The following is a 25,637-nucleotide window of genomic DNA, read 5'->3' as shown; positions in this document are numbered from 1 at the left end:
ACTAAAATTATGACCCTATTAACTAAAAGTTATGGATACCCTAATAAAACTCATTGTTAAAGATTAGTTAACCAAAGTAACTTCATTTTTCACTATTGTTAAATTGTTATAGTGAAAATTCTGGTAAACTAATAGAGGTAAAAAAATGATCCTAGATGCCAGTTATACATTATTAGTCGCATGTATCGCGCTACTCATAGGAATGTTTGTCGTAAAATTTACCCCGTTCCTACAAAAAAACCACATACCAGAAGCCGTCGTTGGTGGCTTTATTGTTGCAATTGTTCTGTTAATTATTGATAAAACATCAGGTTATTCGTTTACTTTTGATGCTTCATTGCAAAGTTTATTAATGCTCACATTCTTTTCCTCTATCGGGCTAAGTTCTGACTTTTCTCGACTGATTAAAGGAGGAAAGCCGTTAGTTCTATTAACTATTGCAGTAACGATCCTAATCGCCATTCAAAATACTGTCGGCATGAGTATGGCTGTCATGATGAATGAAAGTCCATTTATTGGCTTAATTGCAGGTTCAATTACTCTAACAGGTGGTCATGGTAATGCCGGAGCATGGGGCCCTATTCTCGCTGATAAATATGGTGTAACAGGCGCCGTTGAATTAGCGATGGCTTGTGCAACACTTGGATTAGTGTTGGGTGGTTTAGTTGGCGGCCCTGTTGCCCGTCATCTTTTGAAAAAGGTCTCTATTCCTAAAACAACCGAGCAAGAGCGCGACACTATCGTTGAAGCTTTTGAGCAACCAAGCGTCAAAAGAAAAATCAATGCAAATAACGTTATTGAAACCATTTCAATGCTGATTATCTGTATTGTTGTTGGTGGCTATATCAGTGCATTGTTTAAAGATACTTTTCTGCAACTGCCTACTTTTGTCTGGTGTTTATTTGTCGGTATTATTATCCGTAATACACTGACTCATGTATTTAAACACGAAGTGTTTGAGCCGACCGTCGATGTATTAGGTAGCGTTGCTTTATCGCTTTTCTTGGCAATGGCGTTAATGTCATTAAAATTTGGTCAATTGGCAAGCATGGCAGGGCCAGTATTAATTATCATTGCTGTACAAACTGTTGTCATGGTGCTATTTGCCTGCTTTGTCACCTTCAAAATGATGGGCAAAGATTATGATGCTGTCGTGATCAGCGCGGGTCACTGTGGCTTTGGTATGGGAGCAACACCAACAGCAATTGCGAATATGCAAACAGTCACAAAAGCATTTGGACCATCACATAAAGCTTTCCTTGTCGTTCCTATGGTCGGTGCCTTTATTGTTGATATTTCAAACAGTATCTTAATTAAAATATTTATTGAAATTGGTACATACTTTACCTAATAGCTACACACTACTCGGCGTACTTCTCCTAACAATTTATTATAGGGCAGTATGCCGAGCCGCTTTCTTACCCCGTATATTCCCCTAGTCAATCTATTTAGCTTGCACGTTTACGAATTAATTCTCGTGACAACTAAACCAAAATTTGAATTATGACGAGTATATCTGATTATTTATACTTTATTCGTTAGAATAGTCCGTAGAAATAAATAATCAGTAGGCTACATGGAATGAAATTAAGACATCTCGATATCTTTTATGCTGTAATGACTTGTGGTTCCTTAACGCGTGCGGCTGAAGTTTTACATATTTCTCAACCCGCGGCGAGTAAAGCACTCAAACATGCTGAGCACTGAGAGATCCCCTCATAATTTCCCCAAAACGTAACCATGTGTGAATAGATTTTGAGTAAGCAGGGTTGCAGCCACGAGTGAGTCTTCCCTTGTTATTGTGTAGCCAGAATGCCGCAAAACTTCCATGCCTAAGCGAACTGTTGAGAGTACGTTTCGATTTCTGACTGTGTTAGCCTGGAAGTGCTTGTCCCAACCTTGTTTCTGAGCATGAACGCCCGCAAGCCAACATGTTAGTTGAAGCATCAGGGCGATTAGCAGCATGATATCAAAACGCTCTGAGCTGCTCGTTCGGCTATGGCGTAGGCCTAGTCCGTAGGCAGGACTTTTCAAGTCTCGGAAGGTTTCTTCAATCTGCATTCGCTTCGAATAGATATTAACAAGTTGTTTGGGTGTTCGAATTTCAACAGGTAAGTTAGTTGCTAGAATCCATGGCTCCTTTGCCGACGCTGAGTAGATTTTAGGTGACGGGTGGTGACAATGAGTCCGTGTCGAGCGCTGATTTTTTCGGCCTTTAGAGCGAGATTTATACAATAGAATTTGGCATGAGATTGGATTGCTTTTAGTCAGCCTCTTATAGCCTAAAGTCTTTGAGTGACTAGATGACATATCATGTAAGTTGCTGATAGGTTTCCAGTTTTCCGCTCCTAGGTCTGCATATTGTACTTTTCCTCTTACTCGACTTAACCAGTACCAACCCAGCTTCTCAACGGATTTATACCATGGCACTTTAAAGCCAGCATCACTGACAATGAGCGGTGTGGTGTTACTCGGTAGAATGCTCGCAAGGTCGGCTAGAAATTGGTCATGAGCTTTCTTTGAACATTGCTCTGAAAGCGGGAACGCTTTCTCATAAAGAGTAACAGAACGACCGTGTAGTGCGACTGAAGCTCGCAATACCATAAGCCGTTTTTGCTCACGGATATCAGACCAGTCAACAAGTACAATGGGCATCGTATTGCCCGAACAGATAAAGCTAGCATGCCAACGGTATACAGCGAGTCGCTCTTTGTGGAGGTGACGATTACCTAACAATCGGTCGATTCGTTTGATGTTATGTTTTGTTCTCGCTTTGGTTGGCAGGTTACGGCCAAGTTCGGTAAGAGTGAGAGTTTTACAGTCAAGTAAGGCGTGGCAAGCCAACGTTAAGCTGTTGAGTCGTTTTAAGTGTAATTCGGGGCAGAATTGGTAAAGAGAGTCGTGTAAAATATCGAGTTCGCACATTTTGTTGTCTGATTATTGATTTTTGGCGAAACCATTTGATCATATGACAAGATGTGTATCTACCTTAACTTAATGATTTTGATAAAAATCATTAGGGGATTCATCAGGGCTCAACCTGCGAAAAGAAACGAGTTGCTACGTAAGTCCGAGAACATGCTTTCCATGGTCTCTGAGCTCGCCTTTGGGACCGACATATCGGTAGAGAGTGACGCGCTCGATGCCGAGTTCCTTGCAGAGATCGGAAACTGAAGTATCGCGCTGGGCCATGGCGGCTTGCGCGAGACGCACCTGAGCTTTGGTGAGCGCGAATTTTCGTCCGCCCTTGCGACCGCGCGCTCTCGCGGAGGCGAGACCCGCCATGGTGCGCTCTCGGATCAGATCCCGCTCGAACTCGGCCAAGGTGGCGAAGATTCCGAACACCATGCGACCGGACGCAGTCGTGGTGTCGATCTGAGCGCCCTTTCCAGTCAGAACCCGCAGGCCGATCTTGCGGTCTGACAGCTCCTTCACCGTGTTGACCAGATGGGCAAGCGATCGTCCGAGGCGATCGAGCTTCCAGACCACCAGCACATCGCCGTCACGCAATGACTTGAGGCAGGCAGTCAAGCCAGGGCGATCATCACGACCGCCGGAAGCAAGATCATCATAGATATTGTCCCGTTCGACACCTGCGGCGCGCAAGGCGTCGTGCTGCAGGTCGAGAGACTGCGAGCCATCGGCTTTGGAGACGCGGGCATATCCGATCAGCATGTATCACAAACGTTGGTTTGAGGCGGCGCTTCGGCCACGATTGCATTGACCTCTGGAAATGTATCTCAACCAGCTTCATAAACAAAGCGTCTTGAACGCTATCAGATTTTGAAAAAGGAACATGTATGCCGCGTCGCGTCACTCTAACCGATCGGCAGAAAGACGCGCTGTTGCGCTTGCCGACTTCACAGACGGATTTGCTCAAGCACTATACGCTGAGTGATGAAGACCTTGGGCATATCAGGCTGCGTCGGCGCGCTCACAACAGGTTCGGCTTCGCCCTGCAATTGTGTGTCCTGCGCTATCCCGGCCGGGTGCTGGCTCCAGGCGAACTGATCCCTGCAGAGGTCATCGAATTTATCGGAGCGCAGCTTGGCCTGGGTGCCGACGATCTCGTAGACTATGCTGCCCGCGAGGAAACACGGCACGAGCATCTTGCCGAGTTACGGGGGCTCTACGGCTTCCGCACCTTCTCCGGACGTGGTGCGAGCGAGCTGAAGGAATGGTTGTTCCGAGAAGCCGAGATGGCGGTGTCGAACGAGGATATCGCCCGTCGCTTCGTAGCCGAGTGCCGACGCACCCGCACTGTCCTTCCCGCGACATCCACGATCGAGCGGCTTTGTGCCGCGGCTCTCGTCGATGCCGAGCGACGCATCGAGACGAGGATCGCCAGTCGGCTGCCTATGTCGATCCGAGAACAGTTGCTGGCATTGCTCGAGGAGACGGCTGATGATCGGGTGACCCGTTTTGTGTGGCTGCGCCAGTTCGAGCCTGGCTCGAACTCTTCGTCGGCCAACCGGCTGCTCGACCGGCTCGAATATCTGCAACGCATCGATCTCCCCGAGGATCTGCTTGCCGGCGTTCCTGCCCATCGGGTGACTCGTCTGCGCAGGCAGGGTGAACGGTATTATGCCGACGGCATGCGCGATCTCCCGGAGGACAGGCGGCTTGCGATCTTGGCTGTTTGCGTCTCGGAATGGCAGGCGATGTTGGCCGACGCAGTGGTCGAAACCCACGACCGGATCGTCGGCCGTCTCTACCGTGCTTCGGAGCGTATTTGCCATGCAAAGGTCGCAGACGAAGCGGGGGTGGTGCGTGACACCCTGAAATCCTTCGCCGAGATCGGGGGCGCCCTGGTCGATGCACAGGATGATGGCCAGCCGCTGGGCGATGTCATCGCGAGTGGGTCAGGGTGGGACGGCTTAAAAACCCTTGTTGCAATGGCAACCAGGCTGACCGCCACCATGGCCGACGATCCGCTCAATCATGTGCTCGACGGTTATCACCGCTTCCGCCGATACGCTCCACGCATGTTGCGCCTGCTCGATCTGCGAGCTGCGCCCGTTGCACTGCCGCTTCTGGAAGCGGTGACGGCCCTTCGTACCGGTTTGAACGATGCCGCGATGACCAGCTTCTTGCGGCCCAGCTCGAAATGGCATCGCCACCTTCGGGCCCAGAGGGCTGGCGACGCTCGCCTATGGGAGATCGCGGTGCTGTTCCATCTGCGCGATGCGTTCCGCTCCGGAGATGTCTGGCTTACTAGGTCCCGGCGCTATGGCGATCTGAAACACGCACTCGTTCCGGCACAATCCATCGCGGAAGGCGGTCGTCTCGCTGTGCCATTGCGGCCGGAGGAATGGCTGGCAGACCGGCAAGCTCGCCTCGACATGCGGTTGCGCGAGCTTGGCCGTGCCGCTCGCGCAGGCACGATCCCGGGCGGGTCGATTGAAAACGGCGTTCTGCATATCGAGAAACTCGAAGCCGCCGCGCCGACAGGCGCCGAAGATCTGGTGCTCGATCTCTACAAGCAGATCCCGCCCACGCGCATCACCGATCTCCTGCTGGAGGTGGATGCGGCGACCGGCTTCACCGAAGCGTTCACCCATCTGCGCACAGGAGCACCCTGCGCTGACCGGATCGGGCTAATGAACGTTATCTTGGCGGAAGGGATCAACCTCGGCTTGCGCAAAATGGCGGATGCGACAAACACCCACACCTTCTGGGAATTGATCCGCATTGGACGGTGGCATGTCGAGGGCGAAGCCTATGACCGGGCGCTGGCCATGGTGGTCGAGGCACAGGCAGCGTTACCCATGGCCCGGTTCTGGGGCATGGGCACGTCGGCTTCGAGCGACGGACAGTTCTTCGTCGCTACAGAGCAAGGTGAGGCCATGAACCTGGTCAACGCGAAATATGGCAATACCCCGGGCCTGAAAGCCTATAGCCACGTCTCCGACCAATATGCGCCGTTCGCAACCCAGGTGATTCCTGCAACGGCAAGCGAAGCGCCTTACATCCTCGATGGCCTGCTGATGAACGATGCTGGACGCCATATCCGCGAGCAGTTCACCGACACGGGCGGCTTCACCGATCACGTCTTTGCCGCATGTGCCATTCTCGGCTACCGGTTCGCTCCGCGCATCCGCGACCTGCCATCCAAACGGCTCTACGCGTTCAATCCGTCGGCCGCCCCGGCGCACCTGCGAGCGTTGATCGGCGGAAAGGTCAACCAAGCCATGATCGAGCGCAATTGGCCCGACATCCTGCGCATCGCCGCCACCATTGCTGCCGGGACCGTCGCGCCAAGCCAGATTCTGCGGAAACTCGCCTCCTATCCGCGGCAGAACGAGCTCGCGACAGCCCTGCGGGAAGTCGGTCGCGTCGAGCGCACCCTGTTCATGATCGACTGGATTCTGGATGCCGAACTCCAACGGCGTGCCCAGATCGGGCTCAACAAAGGCGAAGCTCATCATGCGCTGAAGCGGGCAATCAGCTTCCACCGCCGCGGTGAAATCCGCGACCGTTCCGCCGAAGGCCAGCATTACCGCATCGCCGGCATGAATCTGCTCGCCGCCATCATCATCTTCTGGAACACCATGAAGCTCGGCGAGGTCGTTGCAAACCAGAAACGCGATGGAAAGCTGCTATCGCCCGATCTCTTGGCCCATGTTTCGCCGCTCGGATGGGAACACATCAATCTCACCGGAGAATATCGCTGGCCAAAGCCTTAGCGTAGGATTCCGCCCCCTCCCGCAAACGACCCCGGTTTGCGCAGGGCGCATGGATAAAGAGATACAGTATGGTTCGTGTACCTGAAATGACGAGTTTGGTGTACCTGAAATGACGTGCCAAAATGCCGAAAATGTACCTGAAATGACGTGCCATGTACCTAAAATGCCGATAGTTTTGTACCTAGAATGACGATAAATTTGCGTACCTGAAATGACGATATTACAATGTGATTTTCCATCAACAAAAGTGCCCCCAAGTAATGCGTGAACATCAACAAGGGGGCGTATGATTAACCTACTGACCTAGGCTAACCACAATGACACATTCTAAACAAAGTGCCCAAGATATTCTAGCAGCACGCATGGCAGAGATTGCCAAAAAGAATCCCAACAATACCCAAAGGCAGCCTGAAAACGCCAAACAAGGTACGGCTGTTGTTCAATCCCACTTATCGCCCAAACGCCATCCTAATGCTGATTTCTTTGTGATTGATGTATTTGATGCTTCACTCAAAGATGATTTAGCCAGTATGGAGCATCCCATTTTTGCGCTGAAAAATGGTGATACTCGGAATAGGTTTTACGAACATAATGGAAACACAATTACCATTATGCCAAGCTCATTTGGTTGCGCCACGATTTACGATAAAGATGTTTGGATTTACTGCATTTCTGCTTTGATAAATGCTCAAAATAATAACGAACCAATTAACCGTGTTGTGCGTTTTACGGCTTATGATTTTCTTGTTTCCACAAACCGAAATACCAGCGGAAGATACTATCAACTGCTCCGCGAAGCATTGTTTAGGTTAGCGGGTACAAGAATTATAACCAACGTAAAAACAGGGAATTACCGATTAGAAAGCAATTTTGGTCTTTTGGATAAGGTAGATATTATTTACAAAGACGAGACAGACGAAAACAGTCCGATTATTGCGATTGAAGTAACCCTGCCCGATTGGCTGTTTCGCTCCATTGAAGCCAAACAGGTTAAAACCATATCGGCAGATTATTTCAGGCTGCGTAAACCGCTAGATAGACGCATTTATGAGCTATGTGCCAAACATTGCGGCAAGCAAAAAGAATGGCACATTTCCCTAGAAATACTGCATAGGAAATCGGGCAGTATGGCAACGCTGCGCCGTTTTAGGCAAGCGATTAAGGAGTTGGTTGCCAGCAATGATTTGCCCGATTACCGACTGACTTATGATGATAAGAAAGATGTGTTAAAAGTGCGCAATCGGGATTTGTCTAAATTTCTCCGTTAACCACAAAGGCAGCCTGAAAAAAGTTCTATTTTCAGGTCGCTTGAACAGCATCCGATATAATCACGTCAGCGATTTCATTTTGTAATTACTCCCCAAAACATGAGGAAAAAAACAAAATTTATTTTCTTCGTTCAGAATATCTATCCTAAATACGCCATCACTCCATTGAGTTTTTAATTTGTATTTCGCTCTTGTTAAATGTTTTTCTGTTTGCCGATTTCTTTTGCTAATGTAAAAAATACTCTACCACTCTCATTGGTTAAAGTTTTCAAGTATTCATCAACATCAGTAACATTAATAACAACTGTTTCATTTGTATGTTTATTAAATTCTAAATCAACAATAATATTCCCATTAACCAATATTTCATATATATCTTCTTCTTCAGGCAGCATAGACAAACAATAAGCACTTGAAGCTGAAAACTCTTTTTTCAGATACTGAAGAAGAAAAGTATTTTTAATTAAAACATCATTAAATTCATCTAATGATTGCTTGACTTCTTTCGTTGTCCAATTTTTAACATTATTCTTCATTGTATTCTACCTGGGGTCGTAGTTATTAAATTACCATACTTATCTGTTTGGATCGTCATAATATTAGATTGAAACTCTCCTGATCTAAAAATTCTAACTCTATTTCCCGACAAACTATATATATGCTAAAACCGGTCGGAAGATCATACCTACCGCCTATCACTTCCAGCGCACCTCCATAATCCAAGATTTCATCCTCCTGCTTTAATTCTCCAAGCTCCAATGTATTATCGATATTCATATCTTGGCTCTTCGTAGCGTATCCATAAATAAATTTCAGATAGCTGAACTGCTTGAATTTAATTTTTACCCAGTCTGTGTAATTTGGTGTAGGAATTTCTTGAGGAAAGTCCGGATAATCCACACAATTGACGATGATATGAAATTCATCGTTTTTCAAAGTATAGTTTAATAGAGTGCCCTCATATATATACAGAAATTGATAATCTTTTTTTGGAATAGTATAAGTTGTCACATTATTTTACCTTTAAAAGGCTGCTTGGGTAGCATGCACTCCCTGCCGGTAGCGAGTCCATGCTACGGCTTGTTTAATTAAAACTCTCCTGATCTAAAAATTCTAACTCTATTTCCCGGCAAACTATATCTATACTAAAACCAGTTAGAAGATCACATCTACCGCCTATCAATTCCAGCGTACCTCCATAATCCAAGATTTCATCATCCTGCTTTAATTCTCCAAGCTCCAATACATTATCGATATCTTTATCTTGGCTCTTTGTAGCGTATCCATAGATAAATTTCAGATAGCTGAACTGCTTGAATTTAATTTTTACCCAGTCTGAATAATTAGGCATAGGGATTTCTTGAGGTAAATCTGGATAATCCACACAATTGACGATGATATGAAATTCATTGTTTTTCAAAGTATAGTTTAATAGAGTGCCCTCATATATATACAGAAATTGATAATCTTTTCTTGGAATAGTATAAGTTGTCATATTATTTTACCTTTTCAAATACAATGGTTTTAAGATTTTTTGAGTCCAAGTTGGCTCCAGTACTCTTATGAAATTCCAGTCGTTTAAACTCCTCCTTTAACGGACCATTATATTTTAACCTTAATCCCATTCGGGCCAGTTCTGTCTCATTTGGAATTCCTCTTAAATACTTATTGTTTGATGTGCCATTAATCACAATTTCTCCCCCTTTTTTTGTAATACGTGCTGCTTCAGGAAGATAATCCATTATTGTAAATTTCCCTTCTGGTTTAGGGATATAAGGATTATTTGCGATCTTCGTTTGGAATAGGACGGTTTGGGTCTCGCAAACTTGGTATGCCTTTAAAATCAGGCTCAAGTCGTCTGATTTGATTGGTAAGTGATTGAATACGATAAGCATTGGATTGGTTTTGCCGTATTGGCTTCTTTTTATGCCTACTACGGCTAACTCATGGAACGCTGGTTAATTAAACATACTTAAAATCTCATTAATTAATTCCACTCGCCATTCTTCATGAATATCCTTTAACGATAGTGTTAAATCATTAAAAGATTTATCTACTTGTTCGCCACTTATTTCTTCAATACTATTTAAGATATTAAAAGCACTATGAGCCACATCAAAATTCCCCGTAATTAACCAAGCTATAGCTTTTTCTAATAGTGGTTCAGGAGGATAAAAAGTTAAAGCATAAACAAGTACGCTCTTATACTTACTTTCTTGACTTTTACTCAAATATTCTAAAATATTCTCATATAAGTTTACATCTCGAGCTTCTGCTAAGTCTAAAATTAAGTTATTTTTATCAATATCAGATAAATGTTTATTTAACAAAATACTGTTTAATTTGTTTTGCATAAATTTCCCTTTTTATTTCGGATTGGGTTTCCCCAGTGCATTCCATTCATCCCATGCTGCTTTCGCCTCTGCTGCATTATCAATATCTTTCCCCCAATCTCTTTTGCCTTCTCGATGCCACCAATTTTGAAATTTCCTATCATTATAACCATACCAATTATCTCGTTGTTTCTTACTTCCTCCCCTAAATGTTTTACCTTTTTCTCCTCTTTTTTCATTACCCTCATCATCAGGATCAGGCGGCATAGGCGCACCGGCCGCTGCTTGGGATTGTCTGTTAGATTGGGCAGTTCCCTGAGTTAATTTCTGTTCAGCATCGGTAGAACTACCACTATTTTGATTTCCCATTGCATCATCCCAGATACTTTGGGATGCTTCTGAAACGCTGGGGCAGCGAGAATCAAAAAGACAAATAACTGTTCCAACAACAACACCATCTGTTGCTTTAATCAATCGCCCAGCTTTTGAAGCTGCTTTACTTAATTCTCGTGCTGCCTCTTCATTTGCATCAGTAGAAGTACGCCCCAAAAGCAACTGCTCTTCTCGCGTCATTCCTGATGATGAATTATGAAATGGTAGAACGGGACTTGGTGCAGGGAGAGGTATTACACCAAAATTATTCTCCACCGCATTGCCCGCATTCATCCCACCCTGCGCTACATCCGCATACCCATTTGCCGTGCCATTGCCCGTTGCCGCCCCCACAGCAGCTCCAAACAGCCGTGCCATATTGGACAGGTTCTGTTTGTCCGCTGCCGTGAGCTTCTCGGGGTCTGTGGTGCCATACATGGCTTTGGAGAACAGGGGCACTAATGCTTCTGCACCTCCTGCGGCTAATGCGCCACTTACTGCGTCATTGCCGCCTAGGGCAGAGACGACTGCGCCCAGTGCCATGTGGCTGGCAATGTGGGTAGCACTGCCTTCTGTTGGTCGATTGCCCCCGTCTTTCTCGTTTTTAAGTTTGTTATTTTTGAATTCTTGCCCGATGCCGTAGGAAATGGCGGGCGCAGCGGTGGCGGCGGCAATACCTGCTGCGCTGTCGGTGGGCGCGCTTAGGGCAGCAACGACCATATTAAAGAAGACTTGGCGTTGTTGTAGTTTGTCGCGTTGTTGTTCGTATTCTTTTTGTTTCTCTGGGTCTTTCTCGGTTTTAATTTTTTCGTTTAGCGCGTCTAGGTCTTTGTTGAACTCTGCGCGAACGATGTCTGCGTTGTGGCTAAATTGCTGCGACACTTCGCGCTGTAAATCCAACTCACTTTGCACTTTATCCGCATCAAAGCGGTTTTTCAGGCTGCCTGAATGTGTTTGGGCATCCTCGGTGCGGATGTCGGTGTATGCCAACTGCGCTGCTTTGTCGGTGCCGTAGCCTGTTTTAGCAAGCTGTCCTGCCTCATCGGTGAGGATGATGTTGCGGGTGCCTATGCCGCTATGGGTAGTGCTCTCTTGGTGGTCGCTGTCGCGCCCGTAGCCTACGCCGTTAAATCCTTGGCTGTTTTTGTCGGCAACGGTGGTGAGTTTGCTGTTGTTTTGTGCGCCTTGACCCAGCGTTTCGCCACTGAGGGCAACGCTGGCACCGAAGCCGATACTGCTGCCGTCGTATTTGCTGATGTTGTGTAGATCGATTTGGCTAATACTGCCGCTTTGGAAGCGGTTTTTGCCTTGCTCTTCTGCGCTTTGGCTGGCGGTAATGATGCCGCCAGTGAGTTGGGTATGTCCGCCTACTTGGACATCAAAGCCATCATCACCTGCAAACAATCCGCTTTGTTCGCTGACGCTGCGGTGTTCGGCGTTGATTTTGCTTTTACTGTAATCGCCTGAGGCAGATGCGCCATAACCTACGGTTACTTGCCCTTTGATGTTTTGTTGGCGGCTATGGTAGTCGGCGGTGTCTTGTAGGCTTTCTATGTTGAGGTTGGCGGCGCGTACGGCGATGCCTTTGCCTGTTACTTGGGCACCTTTAATGTTGGTGTCGCCACCGCTCATGACTACTGTGGGCCCCTCTTTGCTACCGACATGGCTGTGGCGGTAGGTGGTTTGCTCGGCATCGGTATAACCTTTGCCTTTATTGCCGCCTGCGGTAAAGCCCAGTGATGCGCCTTTGTCGGCAGAAACGGCTACCCCTGCGTTCCAGCCTTCGTTTTTGTAGGGCCTTGGCAATTTTAAAAATTGCCCGAACATAAATGAATAATAATTTGACAATTGCAGATTTTGTTATTAATTTTACATTAATTTATAAATTTAAAACGCTTAATTTATATCTATTATTATTATTTAGCATGCTTAATTTAAATATTCCATCACTCCATTCATAATTGTTTTCAAATATATTTAAAATGTATCTTTTTAAATTAAAAAATGAGTTTTTACTTTTACAAAAAATAAATAAATTAAATAAGTATGAAAAAATATTGTCGCATTCTCCTAATTTGAAATATCTTGTTTCGTTGGAAATAAAAGAAACAAATGAAATACTCTCATATTCAACGACCATTTTTTTTATAAGAATTAAAAAGTCATTATATGAACAAATATTATCTTTTCCTAGAGAGAAGAAATAATATTCGGATAAGGTTAAATCTTTTTCTTCGTAAAAATGGTTGTATTCATATACCCCATTAGATTCTTTTTCAAATCTAAATCTATTGAAATTAATTATTTCTCTTTTGGATATATCTGCAATTAATTCTGGAAAATAAAACTTAAATTCTATCTCACCAGCTATCATAGCTTCTATTGTAGATGTTGTAATCATAAAACCTCTTTTTCTTTCTGTGCTATTTTGTATGATTTTCTCTTGAAATAGCTTTATTGTAAGCTGGCTCAATTTCGTCTCTTATCGCTTTTATTCTATTAAGTAATTCATTCTTATCATTTTCATTTAGCGTAGAATTCTTTATCCTTTTTTCTTGTTTACTTAGGGTACGAAGATTGTCTCTAGCCTTTTGTATATGATTAGATGGGTTGCGTACCCCTACTTTTTCCCCTGTTTTTGCATAATCTTCAAGAGCTTTTCTCAGTCCACCATTACTAGCGGCTTCTCTCCCTTTATAGCTTACAATATCTTCAACTTTTGAAATTTCTTCTGATATTTGTTGCTTTACTTGTTTTTCACGCTCCTGTTGATGTTGGTTTCTTCTATTTTTATCATCATCAGGGTTTGGTGGCATAGGCGCACCAGCCGCTGCTTGGGATTGTCTGTTAGATTGGGCAGTTCCCTGAGTTGATTTCTGTTCAGCATCGGTAGAACTACCACTATTTTGATTTCCCATTACATCATCCCAAATACTTTGGGATGCTTCTGAAACGCTGGGGCAGCGAGAATCAAAAAGACAAATAACTGTTCCAACAACAACACCATCTGTTGCTTTAATCAATCTCCCAGCTTTTGAAGCTGCTTTACTTAATTCTCGTGCTGCCTCTTCATTTGCATCAGTAGAGGAAGTACGCCCCAAAAGCAACTGCTCTTCTCGCGTCATTCCTGATGATGAATTATGAAATGGTAGAACGGGACTTGGTGCAGGGAGAGGTATTACACCAAAATTATTCTCCACCGCATTCTGAGCATTCAGGCTGCCCTGCGCCACATCGGTTGCCGTACCACCCACTGCCGCACCCGTTGCCGCCCCCAGTGCGCTGGTGATGGCATTAACGGTGTCTTTCTGCTCCGCCGTTAATTTGCTGCCATCGGCTTCTTGGTACAGCCATTGGCTAATCAAGGGCGCAGCCGCCTCTGAGCCTCCTGCGCTTAGGGCTCCTGCTAGGGCGTTATTGTCGCCTGCTGCGGATACGGCTGCGCCTAAAATGGCATGGGCTACGATGTGTTTCAGGCTGCCTTCTTGTCCTTGGGCTTTAAAGTATTGTCCGATTTCATAGGATACGGCTGGGGCAGCGGTGGCAGCAGCAATGCCTACGCCGCTTTGGGTGGGTGCGGACAGTCCTGAGGCAACCATGTTGAGCAATACTTTGCTGTATTGCCAGTTGTCTCTTTGGGTTTCCAGTTTGGTTTTTTCTGCGTCGCTGAGGTTGCCTTTTTCCAGTTCGCTGTTAATAGCATCTATTTTTTGGTTGATGGCTTTATTGACTTGTTGGCTGGTTTGGCTGAACTCTTGGCTTACGGTTCTTTGTAAATCCAACTCACTTTGCACTTTGTCCGCATCAAATCGGTTTTTCAGGCTGCCTGATTGTTGGCCGGCATCCTCGGTGCGGATGTCGGTGTACGCCAGTTGCGCGGCTTTCTCTGTTCCGTAGCCTGTTTTAGCAAGCTGTCCTGCCTCATCGGTGAGGATAATGTTGCGGGTGCCTATGCCGCTTTTTGTGGTGCTCTCTTGGTGGTCGCTGTCGCGCCCGTAGCCGCTGCTGAATCCTGATGCGTTTTGGCTGGCAACGTCGCTCAGTTGGATTTTGCCTGCTTGTTGTTCTTGCCCCAGTGATTTGCCGCTGACGGCAACACTTGTGCCAAAGCCGATACTGCTGCCGTCGTATTTGCTGATGTTGTGCAGGTCAGTTTGGCTGATGCTGCCGCTTTGGAAGCGGTTTTTGCCTTGCTCTTCTGCGCTTTGGGCGGATGTAATGATGCCGCCTGTGAGTTGGGTATGTCCGCCTACTTGGACATCAAAGCCGTCTTCGCCTGCAAACAGTCCGCTTTGTTCGCTGACGCTGCGGTGTTCGGCGTTGATTTTGCTTTTGCTGTAATCGCCTGATGCGGATGCGCCATAACCTACGGTTACTTGCCCTTTGATGTTTTGTTGGCGGCTGTGGTAATCGGCGGTGTCTTGTAGGCTTTCTATGTTGAGGTTGGCGGCGCGTACGGTGATGCCTTTGCCTGTTACTTGTGCGCCTTTGATGTTGGTGTCGCCACCGCTCATGACTACTGTGGGTCCCTCTTTGCTGCCGACATGGCTGTGGCGGTAGGTGGTTTGTTCGGCATCGGTATAGCCTTTGCCTTTATTGCCGCCTGCGGTAATACCCAATGAGATGCCGCTGCCAAAGTTGAGGCTCACCCCTGCATTCCAGCCTTTATTGCTGTTGCGACTGTGCTCGGAGTGGGTGTTTTTTGCTGCTTGTATGTTAATGCCACCATCAGCGTAAAGGTGGGTACCGCCCTTACCAATGACATCGGAACCTGTGATGTTGATTTGAGAGTCTTTGCCTTGACCTGTTGCCATCAATACCACCGGACCAGCTCCCGATAAAAGCTGGCTCGCTTGGCTTTCTGTATGGTAGCTGCTGCTGGTTTGACGATTTTTTTGTTCGCCATAGGTGATAGAAACACCAACAGAGGTTGCACTGGTTTTGCCACTTTGAATTTTGTTAATAGCTTGACCTGTTTGATAGGCTTGCATGGCAGTGTTAGCGGCTGCCATGGCATTAACGCGGGCATTTTTGCTTTGCCCCACTTGTTTGGCATTTTTGGCGGTATCAATGGCTTGTTGCGCTAAATCGGTAATCGGTGTGCTCAGCGCAATGGTGAGCCCTTTTTGTTGATGGACGTATTCACTCTCGCCGATTTGGATGTTTTTGGCATCGGCGATATTGATTTTGGCGGCATCAATGGTGATGCGTCCTTTGGGCGTGGAAACGGTGCTGCCGATTTGGCTGTACTGATTGCCTGCGGTAATAAGCGCATCACCATTCAGGCTGCCTGCTGTACTACCAACCTGCTGCACCACTTGTGAAGTTTGCGTGAATTGGTCTTGTTTGCTGCCAACAGTAAAGCCAATACCGTCCGTTCCCATCAATCCTGATTTTTTCGTTTGATGGGATTCTCGGTCGTTGTAATAGCTTTGCGCCGTGGTCAGTTGCGTATTATGTCCTGCGTGCAGTTGGGCTTTTTGCTCGGAAACAATATCGCTGCCCACCACATTGAGGTCGTGCCCTGCATCCATGTAAACCAGTTTGCCCGTTACACTGCTGCCCTGCGCTTCATCATGTTGCCGTTGGTAGGTATCTAGCTGGCTGCGTTTGGACAGGAATCCTTTGGATTGGGTATACACAGACTCATCAAAATCCAACGTGCTTCTGCCTTCGCTGATTTGGATGTCGTGCCCTGCTTGTAAAGCAGTTAGTCCTTTTTCACTGTCTAAATTTCCTTGACGGATTTTGATGTCATTGCCCGCTTTTACTAACAAATCGCCTTGGCTTTGAATATCGGTACCCACTTCGGCGGTTTGATGGACATGACGGTGGTTTTTATCGTTCAGGCTGCCATAACTTTCATGGCGTTCGGTTGCCACCGTACCCAAGTCCACATTGCCGTGTTCGGAAATAATTTGGGTTTTACCGCCTTGGCTGGTATTGCGTACGACTGCGCCATTTAGATGAGTGTCATGTTGGGATTGAATGCTGAGTATGCCGCCTTCGCTGCCATCCTCGCCCACCGACAAACGCGCCACTTTATCAACGACTGTATTGCCGTTTTGCTTGTCGCCCGATGTCACAGTGGTGCTGCTCGCATTGATTTGGTCGGCAGAAAGGCTCAGCAACTTGCCTGCGGCAATGTCGCCACCTTGCAAATTGATTTGGTTTTGTGCATCCAGCCAGACTTTTTCACCGCGAATTTGTCCGCTGTGCTCAATGTTTTGCGCACGCAAATCTACTACCTTGCGCCCCGCAATGGTGCCACCATTGCGAATCTCATCGGCATTCAGTTGCAACACATTGGCACTAATCAGGCTGCCTGTGCTATTCAAATCGCCTTTACGCGCCACCACATAAACTTTGGGCACCAATACGGTTTGTTGGCTGCCATCTTTGAGGGTGATGGTTTGGTTCTCTAGCCAAACTATGTCGCTGGTCAATTGCGCCACTTGCGCAGCACTCAGTGCGACACCTGGCACCAGTTGTTGGCTGCGGGCAAAGGTAATGCCTGCATCCATCAAGGCTTTCAACTGGTCTTCATCGTTATCGTAGCCGTCCAAACGGCGATAGCCCGTTAAACGGGCGATTTGTTCATTGACCAGTTTTTGCTCGTAGTAACCGTCGCCCAGCCGTTTGTGCTTGTTCACCGGGTCAAAAGCGGCCAACAGGTAATCGCTGCCGAGCCAGCGGCGGTAGTTGGTAAAAGCGGGGTCGGTTTCGATGAGATAGTTGGGATTATTGGGTTGGGTGCTGTAGAGGCTGTTAATGGGAAGTTGAATGTGATTTTGGTTTTGGTCGCTTCGTGCGTTAGGCACATTTAATGGCGACACTTGACCGCCCACTGAACCGTGAAGCTCAGAAGGTTTGTTTGGTGTTACCGCAATATTTTCCTGTACATCAGAGATATTTAGGTTAATTTGATGACGTTCAGCAGGTGGGTTATAAGGAGCTTTATCGTCCCAGTATCGTTTATGCCCCCTAATCCATCCACGCCAGCGTGTATAGGTATATTGCCGCGTACCATTGTCTTTAACGTATTCAAATGCAGGCATTGAAACATTGTGAATGCGCTCCAAACCACCAAACAATTGTTTACCAATCAAAATATTGCTTTGATCGTTGGTGATTTCTCCTGTGAATTGAGCGTTACCACCCACGCGAATGTTGCCGGGTTTAGAACTGGCGATTTGATCGCGGTATCGACGACGCTCAAAAACAAAATCTGTGTAGTCTTTGATTTCTCGGTGAAATTGGCTGTTATAGGCAGCTACTTTATCGTTCAACGCATTAAAAAGCGCGGCGTTTTGATCTTCCCATTGCGTATACGCTTCAATTTCCGCTTTGTCTGTTTCGTATTTCTGCCATGCTTGCTGATAGGATTGGCAGGCAGCAGCGTTGTAGGAAGCATGCGCACTGTCGCATGTCCCTTCCGGTAAGGCAGCGGGTTTCTCGGCTTTTTCCACACTGGGAATTTTGGGTCCGCCTTTGGGTGGTTCTATTCCAAAATAACGCCATAGCTCGCTATTGGGCGAATAGTCCATCTTGCTATCAGGTATGGGCGTTCTACCCAATTCATAATCTGCATCGCTATATTCATTGGCAGCTTTATCTACCAATTTAGTGACTTTGCCTTTAGTGCCTTTGCGACCGAACTTAACTTCCTTAAATCGTGAGAAAGGTAAACGTTGTGGATCACCTTTCGCTGCAATTTCGTGATGCTTTTCTACTGTACCAACTTGGAATGATTGAATGTCAGCAGTTGGGTCATTGATGGGGACATGACGAATGCTGAAATGGTTGTTGCGGTTGGCTAGATTTTTGGAGTCAATGACCATATCGCCGATGGATTCTATGGTTGCGCTGCCATTATGAACCCCATCTGCGGTACCTTCTGCTTGGTGCCGTTCATTAAGTTGTCTGCCAATAAACAATCCACCATCGCTAAACAGCAAAGCATCTTCTTGGTTGGTAACAGTCTTCGCCCCAATATCCAACCGCTGCCGCGCCGCAATCACACCCGCTTTGGTTTCTCCATTTGCCGTCTCTTCTTTGTTCACCACATCTTGCGCCGACAGCGCAACATGGTCGCCATAAATCCGCCCTGTTCCGGTGTTGGTTAGGGTGTTCAGGCTGCTCAGATGGGTTAAGCCGTTGCTGTTAATTAGCCCACGGTTGGTAATGTTGTCCGCGCTCAGCTGGGTGGAATGCCCTGATTGAATCACCCCGCCTGCTTGGTTATCTATTTGGCGGGCAGCAACCACAACCGCCTCATCTGCGTGTAATTGATGGCGGTTGGTTAAATTGCCTTCGGTACGCAGCGTTAATTTGCGCCCCGCAGTAAGATTATTTTCCGTGGTGAAGTCATTGCGTACGGCAATCTCGGCATCTTTGCCTGATGCGATTTCGCCTTTGCCCGTTAGGGATTGTGCTTGGATAGAGAGTTGCTCACCTGCCAAGATGCTGCCTTGGTCATTATTGAGCGTAGGAGATGCGGTAGCTTGTCCTTGAATCGACACCGCTCCCGCTGAGCTGATTTGCCCCTGTTGGTTTTTCAGGCTGCCTGAAAGTGCCAGTTGGGTATTTTTGTCGCTGCGAATCGCACCGTTGCTGTTGTCTAGCGTATGAGCAGAAAGTTGTAATGCCTGCGCATCAAGGCTGCCGTGCGTATTGTCTAAGCGTTGGCTATGAACCTGCATCTGCTCTGCCGCCACTTGACCTTGCCGGTTGTGGAATTGGGCTACCGAAACAGCGGCATTTTGTGCGCTGATTTTGCCGCCGGCATTGTTGAGCGTCTCGCCCATTGCCGTCAGTTGTTTGAGATTTAACTGCCCTTGATTGTTGAGCTGAGCGGTATTGCTCAGGTCTATGCCGCCGTTGGCGGTGATATTGCCCGTATTGTCCAGTCGCTGAACATTGATTTTGCCTTCGGCTAACGCAATGGGCGTAGTAGCATGGGTAGCAACGCTGCCGCCACCTTGTGCCGTACTGGGCGCGGGCGAAATCTGCGCATTGCCGTTTTGCCCGCCTGAATTGCCCGTGGCATCTGATGATTCCGGTTCGGGATAGCCGATTTTTCCACTATTGTTAAGCTGTGCACTATGTAGGGCTAATCCTTGCAAACCCGTTTGTTGCAGCGTCCCGCTGTTATGCAAAAAGGGCGTATCAACAGCTAATCGTGCACCGCTAATCTGCCCACTGTTATGCAGCGTATTGGCTTGGATTTGCGCCTCTCCTGCGCTTAATAAATGTCCGCTGTTGGTGATGCGGGTTTGATTCAGTGCCAATTGATTGGCGGCAATGCTGCCGCTGTTGTCTAAATGTTGCGATTGAATGCGTACCGCCGATGGTGTTGCCGAACCCGCTTCCCCAGTCGCCACGATACTGCCGCTATTGACCACATTGCCCGCCGCATCAAGGTGCACCTCGCCCGCACGGGCAAAGATTTGCCCCGCATTGCGAATGCTGTTTTGCTCTGCGCCATTCACCATCAAATGAATAGTGCCTGCATACATCCCGCCCAATGCGCCCGTATCAATGGCAAACGTATTCGGTTGTGCTGCCGTATCGGCTGATGTACCCCCTGCCTGAACACTTAAACGGTTTGCCCAAATGCCCCCATTCACGTTTACCGCGTTGGCAATCAAATTGGTGTAATCATTGCGTGAAGCATCTAAACCACCGCCCGCAATATTCAGGCTGCCTACTCCCTGCGCGATTCCTGTATAACGCCCATCTTGGATAACCGCATTGCCCGCCCCCAGCGTTACTTGGTTGGCATTGATAAAGCCGCCACCATTGACGTTAATCCCCGCAGGGTTGGCAATCACCAAATCCGCGCGTCGCCCACCAATCTCCACATAACCATTCAAACGGCTGGGGTCAGCACTATTGACCTGATTCACAATCACCCGTGCTTCACCGCGAGCCAGCCAGGGATTCCCCTGAATCCAACCACCTAACTGCGTTTGCACATTTCGGTGGCTGTTATTGAGCACCGCCCCTTTTTCACCTACATCAAACTGCCGATACTGATTGACCGAAACCCCCGCGCGCGTAGGCGTTTGGATATTGACCACAGGCAAACCATTGTTGCTCTGCAACACCGTAGGCTGTTGCCCTCTCGGCGCATTCGGGTCTGCCACAATGCCGTCCGACCACACTGACGCGGACGCTAAAAACCCTAGCAACGAAACGGCTAGGGGGCGAAGAATAAAGCGTTGTGGGTGTTTTTTATGTTTTTTTACGGTAGTGGATGACATCAAGCAACCTGCTGCAAAATAGAGAATAAAACAAACAAATTAAGTAAAACAAATCAGGCAAAAGTGTAACACAATCATGCTAAACACCACAGAAATAACCGCTTTATTCAAATTTCACAGGGAATAATTGACGGATTTACACCACAACCGCTAACCTTACTCGTTTTAACAAATCAACCTCATCTTAACCTTACTTGATTGTTCGCTATGCGCCATAAAACTCAAACCCATCGCACATTATCTGCCCTGATATGCACCGCCTCCCTATCGCTACCTACAACCACCTTAGCGCAAACCCCCAACGAGCAGCTTATCCAACAACAGCAACAGCGCGACCAATTTTGGCAACAACAACGTATGCCCCAACCTGATGGACGGATTGAGAACCCGTCCATTGCTTTGCCCAACCCGGCTGTTTCCGATACGGCATCAACCGAATCTGCTGATGCCGACCAAACGCAATGTTTTGCTATCCAGTCTGTGCGCTTAACAGGAATCAATGACACCGTTTCACCTGCCGATATTGCCCACTTTCAACCTGCTTTGCGCCGCGCACTGCGTCAGGTGGGATTTATTGCCGGCAATTGTTGGGGCGAGCAGCACATCAATCAGTTAATGGTTACCATGCAAAATGACGTGATTGGTCGCGGCTACACCACCACCCGCATCCTCGCGGCACCGCAGAACCTAAGTGAAGGCACATTGGTTTTAGCCGTCTTACCCGGCAAAGTGCGCTCGGTTCGTTTTGAGCAAAAAGATGCGCAAGAGCACACCGAACGCATTACCGCCTTTCACAATGAGTTCCCCATTCGTGCAGGCGAATTATTGAATTTACGCAAGATTGAACAGGGTTTAGAGAATTTAAAACGTGTCCCCACTGCTCAAACCGATATTCAAATTGTGCCCACCGAGCAATTGGGCGAAAGCGATATAGTCGTATCGTGGCAACAGCGCACCGTTCCTTTTCGTTTAACCCTATCGGCGGATGATTCGGGCAGCAAAAGCACAGGACGCTATCAAGGCAATGTAACCTTTTCTGCCGATAACCCATTGGGGTTAAGTGATTTGTTCTATATTTCCTACGGTCGCGCATTGGGTCATGTCCCCAGCCAAAAAGGCATAGATGAGCGCACCGAGAAGGGCGCAAGCCAGAACTTTGCGCTGCATTATTCCGTCCCCTTTGGTAACTGGTTATGGTCGTTGAACCACCAAAGTTACCGTTATCACCAAGCCGTAGCAGGCAATTACACCGTCTATGATTACAATGGCAAAAGCCGCAGCAGTGATTTGGGCGTATCGCGCTTACTGTACCGTGATGCCAAACGTAAAACCCATGTGGGCTTTAAGCTCTGGCAACGAGAGAACAGCAGCTATATAGATGATGCCGAAATTGAAGTGCAACACCGTAAAACCGCAGGCTGGGCGGCATCGTTAAGCCACAAAGAATATTGGGGTAAAGCCACACTAGACGCACAAATCAATTACAAACGCGGTACAGGTATGCAAGATGCACTACCCGCCCCCGAAGAGGTGTTTAACGAAGGTACTTCCCGTATGAAGATTTGGACGGCAGACATCGGGCTAAACCTACCCATAGGCAAACAAGGCAAATGGACGTTAGACAGCCGTTGGCACGGACAATGGAATAAAACCCCCTTAACCCCATTAGACCGCCTCGCCATTGGCGGACGCTACACCGTACGCGGATTTGATGGTGAGATGAGTCTATCTGCCGAACGCGGTTGGTATTGGCGTAACGAACTGGCATGGCAATACCGTGCAGGACACCAAATCTATGCCGCCCTCGATGCAGGACACGTCGCAGGTGCATCTGCGCAATACCTTGTAGGCAAAAACCTAATGGGTGCCGCCATCGGCGTACGCGGGCAATTCCAAAAAGGATTGAACTACGATATTTTTGCCGCCAAGCCCGTCCACAAACCCCAATACTTCCAGACTGCCAACAAAGTGTATGGATTTAATGTTAGCTGGACGTTCTAAACAACCAAGCAAATAGCAACTAAACAGCAAACAATTGATAAACAGGAAAACGACATGGCGATTGTATCCGTTAGCGAAGCCGCGCGACTGGTGGGCAAAAGCCGTCGCACCATACAGCGCGACATTGCCGCAGGTAAATTAAGCAAATGCGACAATGGCAAGAAGCTAGACACATCAGAGCTTATACGAGTTTACGGCTCACTTTTAAACGCGCCAAATGACGCGGACAAGAATGCGCACATGACACAGGATGTCGCCCCCAATATTCCACCTAATGTCGCAGAAATGCGCATCCGTTTAGCTGCATTGGAAGCCGAAAATGCTGCCCTCAAAGACCATTTAGGTAGCCTAAAACAAGCCATGCTGCTCTTAGAACATAAAGAGCAGCAAACCAGCACCGAAACAACCCAACAACGCAAATGGTGGCAGTTCTTTAAAAAAAGCGCGGATTAAACAGAATAAGCCCCACTTTAAACCTAGACGCAGGATAGGCAACAGGTGCCAAAAACACCCCTAACGGTACTGTTCTGTCGGCGACCGCCTATCCTGCGTTCATAGTTTTATAGGGTTTGTTGTGTTTGATATGAGTGTTTTGAAAAAAAGAATTTCGTGAGAACTGAATATGCCGTTGTATTTTTGAGTAATAGTATGTTTTTAATAGTATCTTGATTGTTTTTAACCTGTTTTTAGCTGTATTATGATGTAATAAATGTTGTAACAGTATTGTAATTAACAGTATTTGACGGTAATAATTGGAGTAAATAAGCGTTTAATACGTGTATTATTGCTGTTTTTTGCGTTTATTAGTTGTGATTTTCGCGTTATGTAGGGTAAAATGAGCAACTGTGTGTATGATTGCTGTAATCAATATTGTATTAGGCTGTTTTTTGAGTAATTAGCTGTTTTTTAGTTGTAAAGGATGCGTGAAATGCAAGACCTAGATGATTTTTTAAAAGAGCGCGAGCCAGCAAAAACAGGGAAACAATCCATTTTGATGCCTTATGTTGCTGAAATCTTGGAATTAAAAACGCGCGGATACAGCGAGCGTGTTATTTTGGATTTTTTATTAGAAAAGAAGAAAATAACCATTAGTCAACAATCGCTTAACCGTTTTATTCGCAAGCAAATGGCTAAAAATAATGCGTCTATTTTTGAATTAACGCCTGCTTCCAATCAAGTTAATTCACAAGCTGAAAATGAAAAAATAGATACAAATCAATCAGATATTAAACAGCAGGCTAAATCAGATGAACCTATGCGCTCCGCCGCGTCGCATACTGAACGTCCAGGTATTCGCCGCTGGCCAACCGCTGATGAGGTTGATTTGAGTAAGTTGTATTGAGTTGCTTTGAAAACAAGAAAATCCAAGCAATCGTAACGTTACAAAACCCTGTTACGAAACTCCAATAAATTGTTTTACAACAGTTTTATGAGTTTCGTAACAGGGTTTCATAACACGCCAAACAAGCGTTTCGTAACAACTTTTTCAGGTTTCACCACGCCATCCCACACAAAAAAAGCCCAAACACGGCAGAGTAGAGCTGCGGTGTTTGGGCTTTTTTACGCCTGTGCGGTTTGAAATTTCAGGCTGCCATTCTCGCGCGGTATGCTGCTTGCCGTTCCGCTGCGCTGGCGTATTTCTTGGGTCTGCCACCCTTGCGTGTGGCGGGCGGTTTGGGCGTTTCAGGCTGCCTTTGGCTACGGTTGGGCAAGCTCGGCAAAACTTCGGTGTATTCCGCCTCAATCACATCATCGTTTTCAGGCTGCCTAAACATGGTTGGCGAAATAAGCCGATTGGAGCGTATCGGAGATTGCCAGTGGGCATTGTAGGCAAAGGCAGGGGTTGGGCTAGGGAAAGGACGAGTAGTGCGTCTGTGGCGTTGTGGGCGCGCGCATGGGCGAATGGGTGGTGGTTCGCTGTATGCGGTGTCGGCATCATCGTTCACTTCGTAGCGAGCTTCGTATTCATCCACTTCATCATCCCAAGTCTCTGCCGCAAAATTGCTGGCGGTAATGTCTATCCCTTTGCCACTGCCGCCAAAGAAAACCTGCATCGGTTGGCGCATTTCGTTTGGCTCATTCGGCTCAGCGGGCAATTGCCCCAGTATTTCGCGCTCAATCAAATAATCTTGAAACGGTGCGCCTAATCGGCTGACTAGACGCGGTACGAGCCGATTACTCAATTCATGCAAAAACTGGTTCTCGTATTCCAATTCTATACACTCACGTTGCCAGTAATGCACTTCTTGGCGCGATTGGTCTTTTTGCAGATTGCGAATGCCCAAATACAACAATCCGCCCATACTGCCTAATGCGATGATGGCGGGCAATAAATCCATCGTGTTCATGCTACGCCCTCCACTCTTTTGTTACGAAACATGGGATTTTGCGGGGTTTCGTAACGGTTTCGTAACGCTTTGAATAGGGTGGGGCGGAAAAACAGAGGTTTCGTAACAAGTTTCGTAACAAATTTTTGGATTTCGTAATGCGGTTTCATCACAGAAAAGCCAAGTTTCGTAACGCTCAAAATAGGTTTTGTAACAGGTTTTGTAACAAGATACGCGACAGAACAGCGCGGATGATGCGGGCAAGATGAGCCCAAAGAGATGAGATTCATGGCGAATGCCTTTCACAATGTTTAAAAGAAATGCCCACTATGTTTCCACGCATAGGGGCAGGCTTTGGGGCAAGGTTGGAAAACGGTACATTGTG

The 25,637-nt window shown here is 47.1% G+C and carries 19 protein-coding genes; 7 read left to right on the top strand and 12 right to left on the bottom strand.

Annotation, left to right across the window (positions count from 1 at the left end):
- Nucleotides 1-145: 145 nt before the first annotated feature.
- Both gltS and JDW22_RS14190 read left to right on the top strand, forming a co-directional pair.
- A complete protein-coding gene (gltS, locus tag JDW22_RS10660; RefSeq protein WP_000599533.1) occupies nucleotides 146-1,351 on the top strand; it encodes a sodium/glutamate symporter in 1,206 nt (401 codons plus the stop codon).
- A gap of 230 nt (nucleotides 1,352-1,581) precedes the next feature.
- A complete protein-coding gene (locus tag JDW22_RS14190) occupies nucleotides 1,582-1,707 on the top strand; it encodes a LysR family transcriptional regulator (RefSeq protein ID WP_001303004.1) in 126 nt (41 codons plus the stop codon).
- A 9-nt stretch (nucleotides 1,708-1,716) separates the two neighbouring features.
- On the opposite strand, the gene JDW22_RS10650 is transcribed toward JDW22_RS14190, so the two are convergent.
- Nucleotides 1,717-2,925, bottom strand: a complete 1,209-nt coding sequence (locus JDW22_RS10650) for an IS4-like element ISVsa5 family transposase (RefSeq protein WP_001352368.1) — start codon at nucleotides 2,923-2,925, stop codon at nucleotides 1,717-1,719.
- A gap of 135 nt (nucleotides 2,926-3,060) precedes the next feature.
- Nucleotides 3,061-3,675 carry a recombinase family protein gene (locus JDW22_RS10645; RefSeq protein ID WP_000904906.1) on the bottom strand — a complete coding sequence of 205 codons (615 nt, stop codon included), beginning with the start codon at nucleotides 3,673-3,675 and terminating at the stop codon, nucleotides 3,061-3,063.
- Between the two features lie 125 nt (nucleotides 3,676-3,800).
- Here JDW22_RS10645 and JDW22_RS10640 point away from each other — a divergent pair, with 125 nt between their 5' ends.
- Nucleotides 3,801-6,686 (top strand): Tn3 family transposase, encoded by a 2,886-nt coding sequence (locus tag JDW22_RS10640; protein WP_001138082.1) that lies wholly within the window; start codon nucleotides 3,801-3,803, stop codon nucleotides 6,684-6,686.
- A gap of 317 nt (nucleotides 6,687-7,003) precedes the next feature.
- A complete protein-coding gene (locus JDW22_RS10635; protein WP_200523058.1) occupies nucleotides 7,004-7,954 on the top strand; it encodes a replication initiator protein A in 951 nt (316 codons plus the stop codon).
- A gap of 194 nt (nucleotides 7,955-8,148) precedes the next feature.
- On the opposite strand, the gene JDW22_RS10630 is transcribed toward JDW22_RS10635, so the two are convergent.
- The 8 genes from JDW22_RS10630 to JDW22_RS10595 form a co-directional block, all read right to left on the bottom strand.
- Nucleotides 8,149-8,490: a hypothetical protein gene (locus tag JDW22_RS10630; protein ID WP_003686448.1), complete on the bottom strand. Its 342-nt coding sequence runs from the start codon at nucleotides 8,488-8,490 to the stop codon at nucleotides 8,149-8,151.
- 55 nt (nucleotides 8,491-8,545) lie between these two features.
- Nucleotides 8,546-8,965: a hypothetical protein gene (locus JDW22_RS10625; RefSeq protein ID WP_200523057.1), complete on the bottom strand. Its 420-nt coding sequence runs from the start codon at nucleotides 8,963-8,965 to the stop codon at nucleotides 8,546-8,548.
- Between the two features lie 73 nt (nucleotides 8,966-9,038).
- Complete coding sequence (locus JDW22_RS10620; protein WP_019272763.1) at nucleotides 9,039-9,449, bottom strand: hypothetical protein; 411 nt, start codon at nucleotides 9,447-9,449, stop codon at nucleotides 9,039-9,041.
- Between the two features lies 1 nt (nucleotide 9,450).
- Nucleotides 9,451-9,849, bottom strand: a complete 399-nt coding sequence (locus JDW22_RS13730) for a hypothetical protein (RefSeq protein ID WP_235965491.1) — start codon at nucleotides 9,847-9,849, stop codon at nucleotides 9,451-9,453.
- A gap of 63 nt (nucleotides 9,850-9,912) precedes the next feature.
- Nucleotides 9,913-10,308: a hypothetical protein gene (locus JDW22_RS10610; RefSeq protein ID WP_200523056.1), complete on the bottom strand. Its 396-nt coding sequence runs from the start codon at nucleotides 10,306-10,308 to the stop codon at nucleotides 9,913-9,915.
- A 12-nt stretch (nucleotides 10,309-10,320) separates the two neighbouring features.
- Nucleotides 10,321-12,465, bottom strand: coding sequence for a hemagglutinin repeat-containing protein (locus tag JDW22_RS14220; RefSeq protein WP_235965490.1), 2,145 nt, complete (start codon nucleotides 12,463-12,465; stop codon nucleotides 10,321-10,323).
- Nucleotides 12,466-12,538: 73 nt separating this feature from the next.
- Nucleotides 12,539-13,060 carry a hypothetical protein gene (locus JDW22_RS10600; protein WP_200523054.1) on the bottom strand — a complete coding sequence of 174 codons (522 nt, stop codon included), beginning with the start codon at nucleotides 13,058-13,060 and terminating at the stop codon, nucleotides 12,539-12,541.
- A gap of 22 nt (nucleotides 13,061-13,082) precedes the next feature.
- Nucleotides 13,083-20,924: a two-partner secretion domain-containing protein gene (locus tag JDW22_RS10595; RefSeq protein ID WP_200523053.1), complete on the bottom strand. Its 7,842-nt coding sequence runs from the start codon at nucleotides 20,922-20,924 to the stop codon at nucleotides 13,083-13,085.
- A gap of 207 nt (nucleotides 20,925-21,131) precedes the next feature.
- Here JDW22_RS10595 and JDW22_RS10590 point away from each other — a divergent pair, with 207 nt between their 5' ends.
- The 3 genes from JDW22_RS10590 (at nucleotide 21,132) to JDW22_RS10580 (ending at nucleotide 24,267) form a co-directional block, all read left to right on the top strand.
- Entirely contained in the window at nucleotides 21,132-22,925 is a 1,794-nt protein-coding gene (locus JDW22_RS10590) for a ShlB/FhaC/HecB family hemolysin secretion/activation protein (RefSeq protein WP_200523052.1), read from the top strand.
- Between the two features lie 54 nt (nucleotides 22,926-22,979).
- Nucleotides 22,980-23,378, top strand: coding sequence for a DNA-binding protein (locus tag JDW22_RS10585; protein ID WP_200523051.1), 399 nt, complete (start codon nucleotides 22,980-22,982; stop codon nucleotides 23,376-23,378).
- A 475-nt stretch (nucleotides 23,379-23,853) separates the two neighbouring features.
- A complete protein-coding gene (locus JDW22_RS10580; protein WP_200523050.1) occupies nucleotides 23,854-24,267 on the top strand; it encodes a hypothetical protein in 414 nt (137 codons plus the stop codon).
- 241 nt (nucleotides 24,268-24,508) lie between these two features.
- Here JDW22_RS10580 and JDW22_RS10575 read toward each other — a convergent pair whose 3' ends face one another.
- On the bottom strand, nucleotides 24,509-25,273 hold the full coding sequence (locus JDW22_RS10575; protein WP_200523049.1) for a hypothetical protein: 765 nt from the start codon (nucleotides 25,271-25,273) through the stop codon (nucleotides 24,509-24,511).
- Complete coding sequence (locus tag JDW22_RS10570; protein ID WP_200523048.1) at nucleotides 25,270-25,542, bottom strand: hypothetical protein; 273 nt, start codon at nucleotides 25,540-25,542, stop codon at nucleotides 25,270-25,272. The genes JDW22_RS10575 and JDW22_RS10570 overlap by 4 nt, the downstream gene beginning before the upstream one ends.
- Nucleotides 25,543-25,637 lie beyond the last annotated feature (95 nt).

It is taken from the genome of Kingella bonacorsii, assembly GCF_016623605.1.
Classification (GTDB): domain Bacteria; phylum Pseudomonadota; class Gammaproteobacteria; order Burkholderiales; family Neisseriaceae; genus Kingella_B; species Kingella_B oralis.
This window is presented reverse-complemented; position numbering and strand designations above follow the sequence as displayed.

Coding starts and splice junctions, on each gene's coding strand:
- JDW22_RS10580 (WP_200523050.1), top strand. CDS start 23,854: ATGCAAGACCTAGATGATTTTTTAAAAGAGCGCGAGCCAGCAAAAACA.
- JDW22_RS10640 (WP_001138082.1), top strand. CDS start 3,801: ATGCCGCGTCGCGTCACTCTAACCGATCGGCAGAAAGACGCGCTGTTG.
- JDW22_RS10645 (WP_000904906.1), bottom strand. CDS start 3,675: ATGCTGATCGGATATGCCCGCGTCTCCAAAGCCGATGGCTCGCAGTCT.
- JDW22_RS10585 (WP_200523051.1), top strand. CDS start 22,980: ATGGCGATTGTATCCGTTAGCGAAGCCGCGCGACTGGTGGGCAAAAGC.
- JDW22_RS10570 (WP_200523048.1), bottom strand. CDS start 25,542: ATGAATCTCATCTCTTTGGGCTCATCTTGCCCGCATCATCCGCGCTGT.
- JDW22_RS10590 (WP_200523052.1), top strand. CDS start 21,132: ATGCGCCATAAAACTCAAACCCATCGCACATTATCTGCCCTGATATGC.
- JDW22_RS10630 (WP_003686448.1), bottom strand. CDS start 8,490: ATGAAGAATAATGTTAAAAATTGGACAACGAAAGAAGTCAAGCAATCA.
- JDW22_RS10610 (WP_200523056.1), bottom strand. CDS start 10,308: ATGCAAAACAAATTAAACAGTATTTTGTTAAATAAACATTTATCTGAT.
- JDW22_RS10575 (WP_200523049.1), bottom strand. CDS start 25,273: ATGAACACGATGGATTTATTGCCCGCCATCATCGCATTAGGCAGTATG.
- JDW22_RS13730 (WP_235965491.1), bottom strand. CDS start 9,849: ATGCTTATCGTATTCAATCACTTACCAATCAAATCAGACGACTTGAGC.
- JDW22_RS10650 (WP_001352368.1), bottom strand. CDS start 2,925: ATGTGCGAACTCGATATTTTACACGACTCTCTTTACCAATTCTGCCCC.
- JDW22_RS14190 (WP_001303004.1), top strand. CDS start 1,582: ATGAAATTAAGACATCTCGATATCTTTTATGCTGTAATGACTTGTGGT.
- gltS (WP_000599533.1), top strand. CDS start 146: ATGATCCTAGATGCCAGTTATACATTATTAGTCGCATGTATCGCGCTA.
- JDW22_RS10600 (WP_200523054.1), bottom strand. CDS start 13,060: ATGATTACAACATCTACAATAGAAGCTATGATAGCTGGTGAGATAGAA.
- JDW22_RS10635 (WP_200523058.1), top strand. CDS start 7,004: ATGACACATTCTAAACAAAGTGCCCAAGATATTCTAGCAGCACGCATG.
- JDW22_RS10595 (WP_200523053.1), bottom strand. CDS start 20,924: ATGTCATCCACTACCGTAAAAAAACATAAAAAACACCCACAACGCTTT.
- JDW22_RS10620 (WP_019272763.1), bottom strand. CDS start 9,449: ATGACAACTTATACTATTCCAAGAAAAGATTATCAATTTCTGTATATA.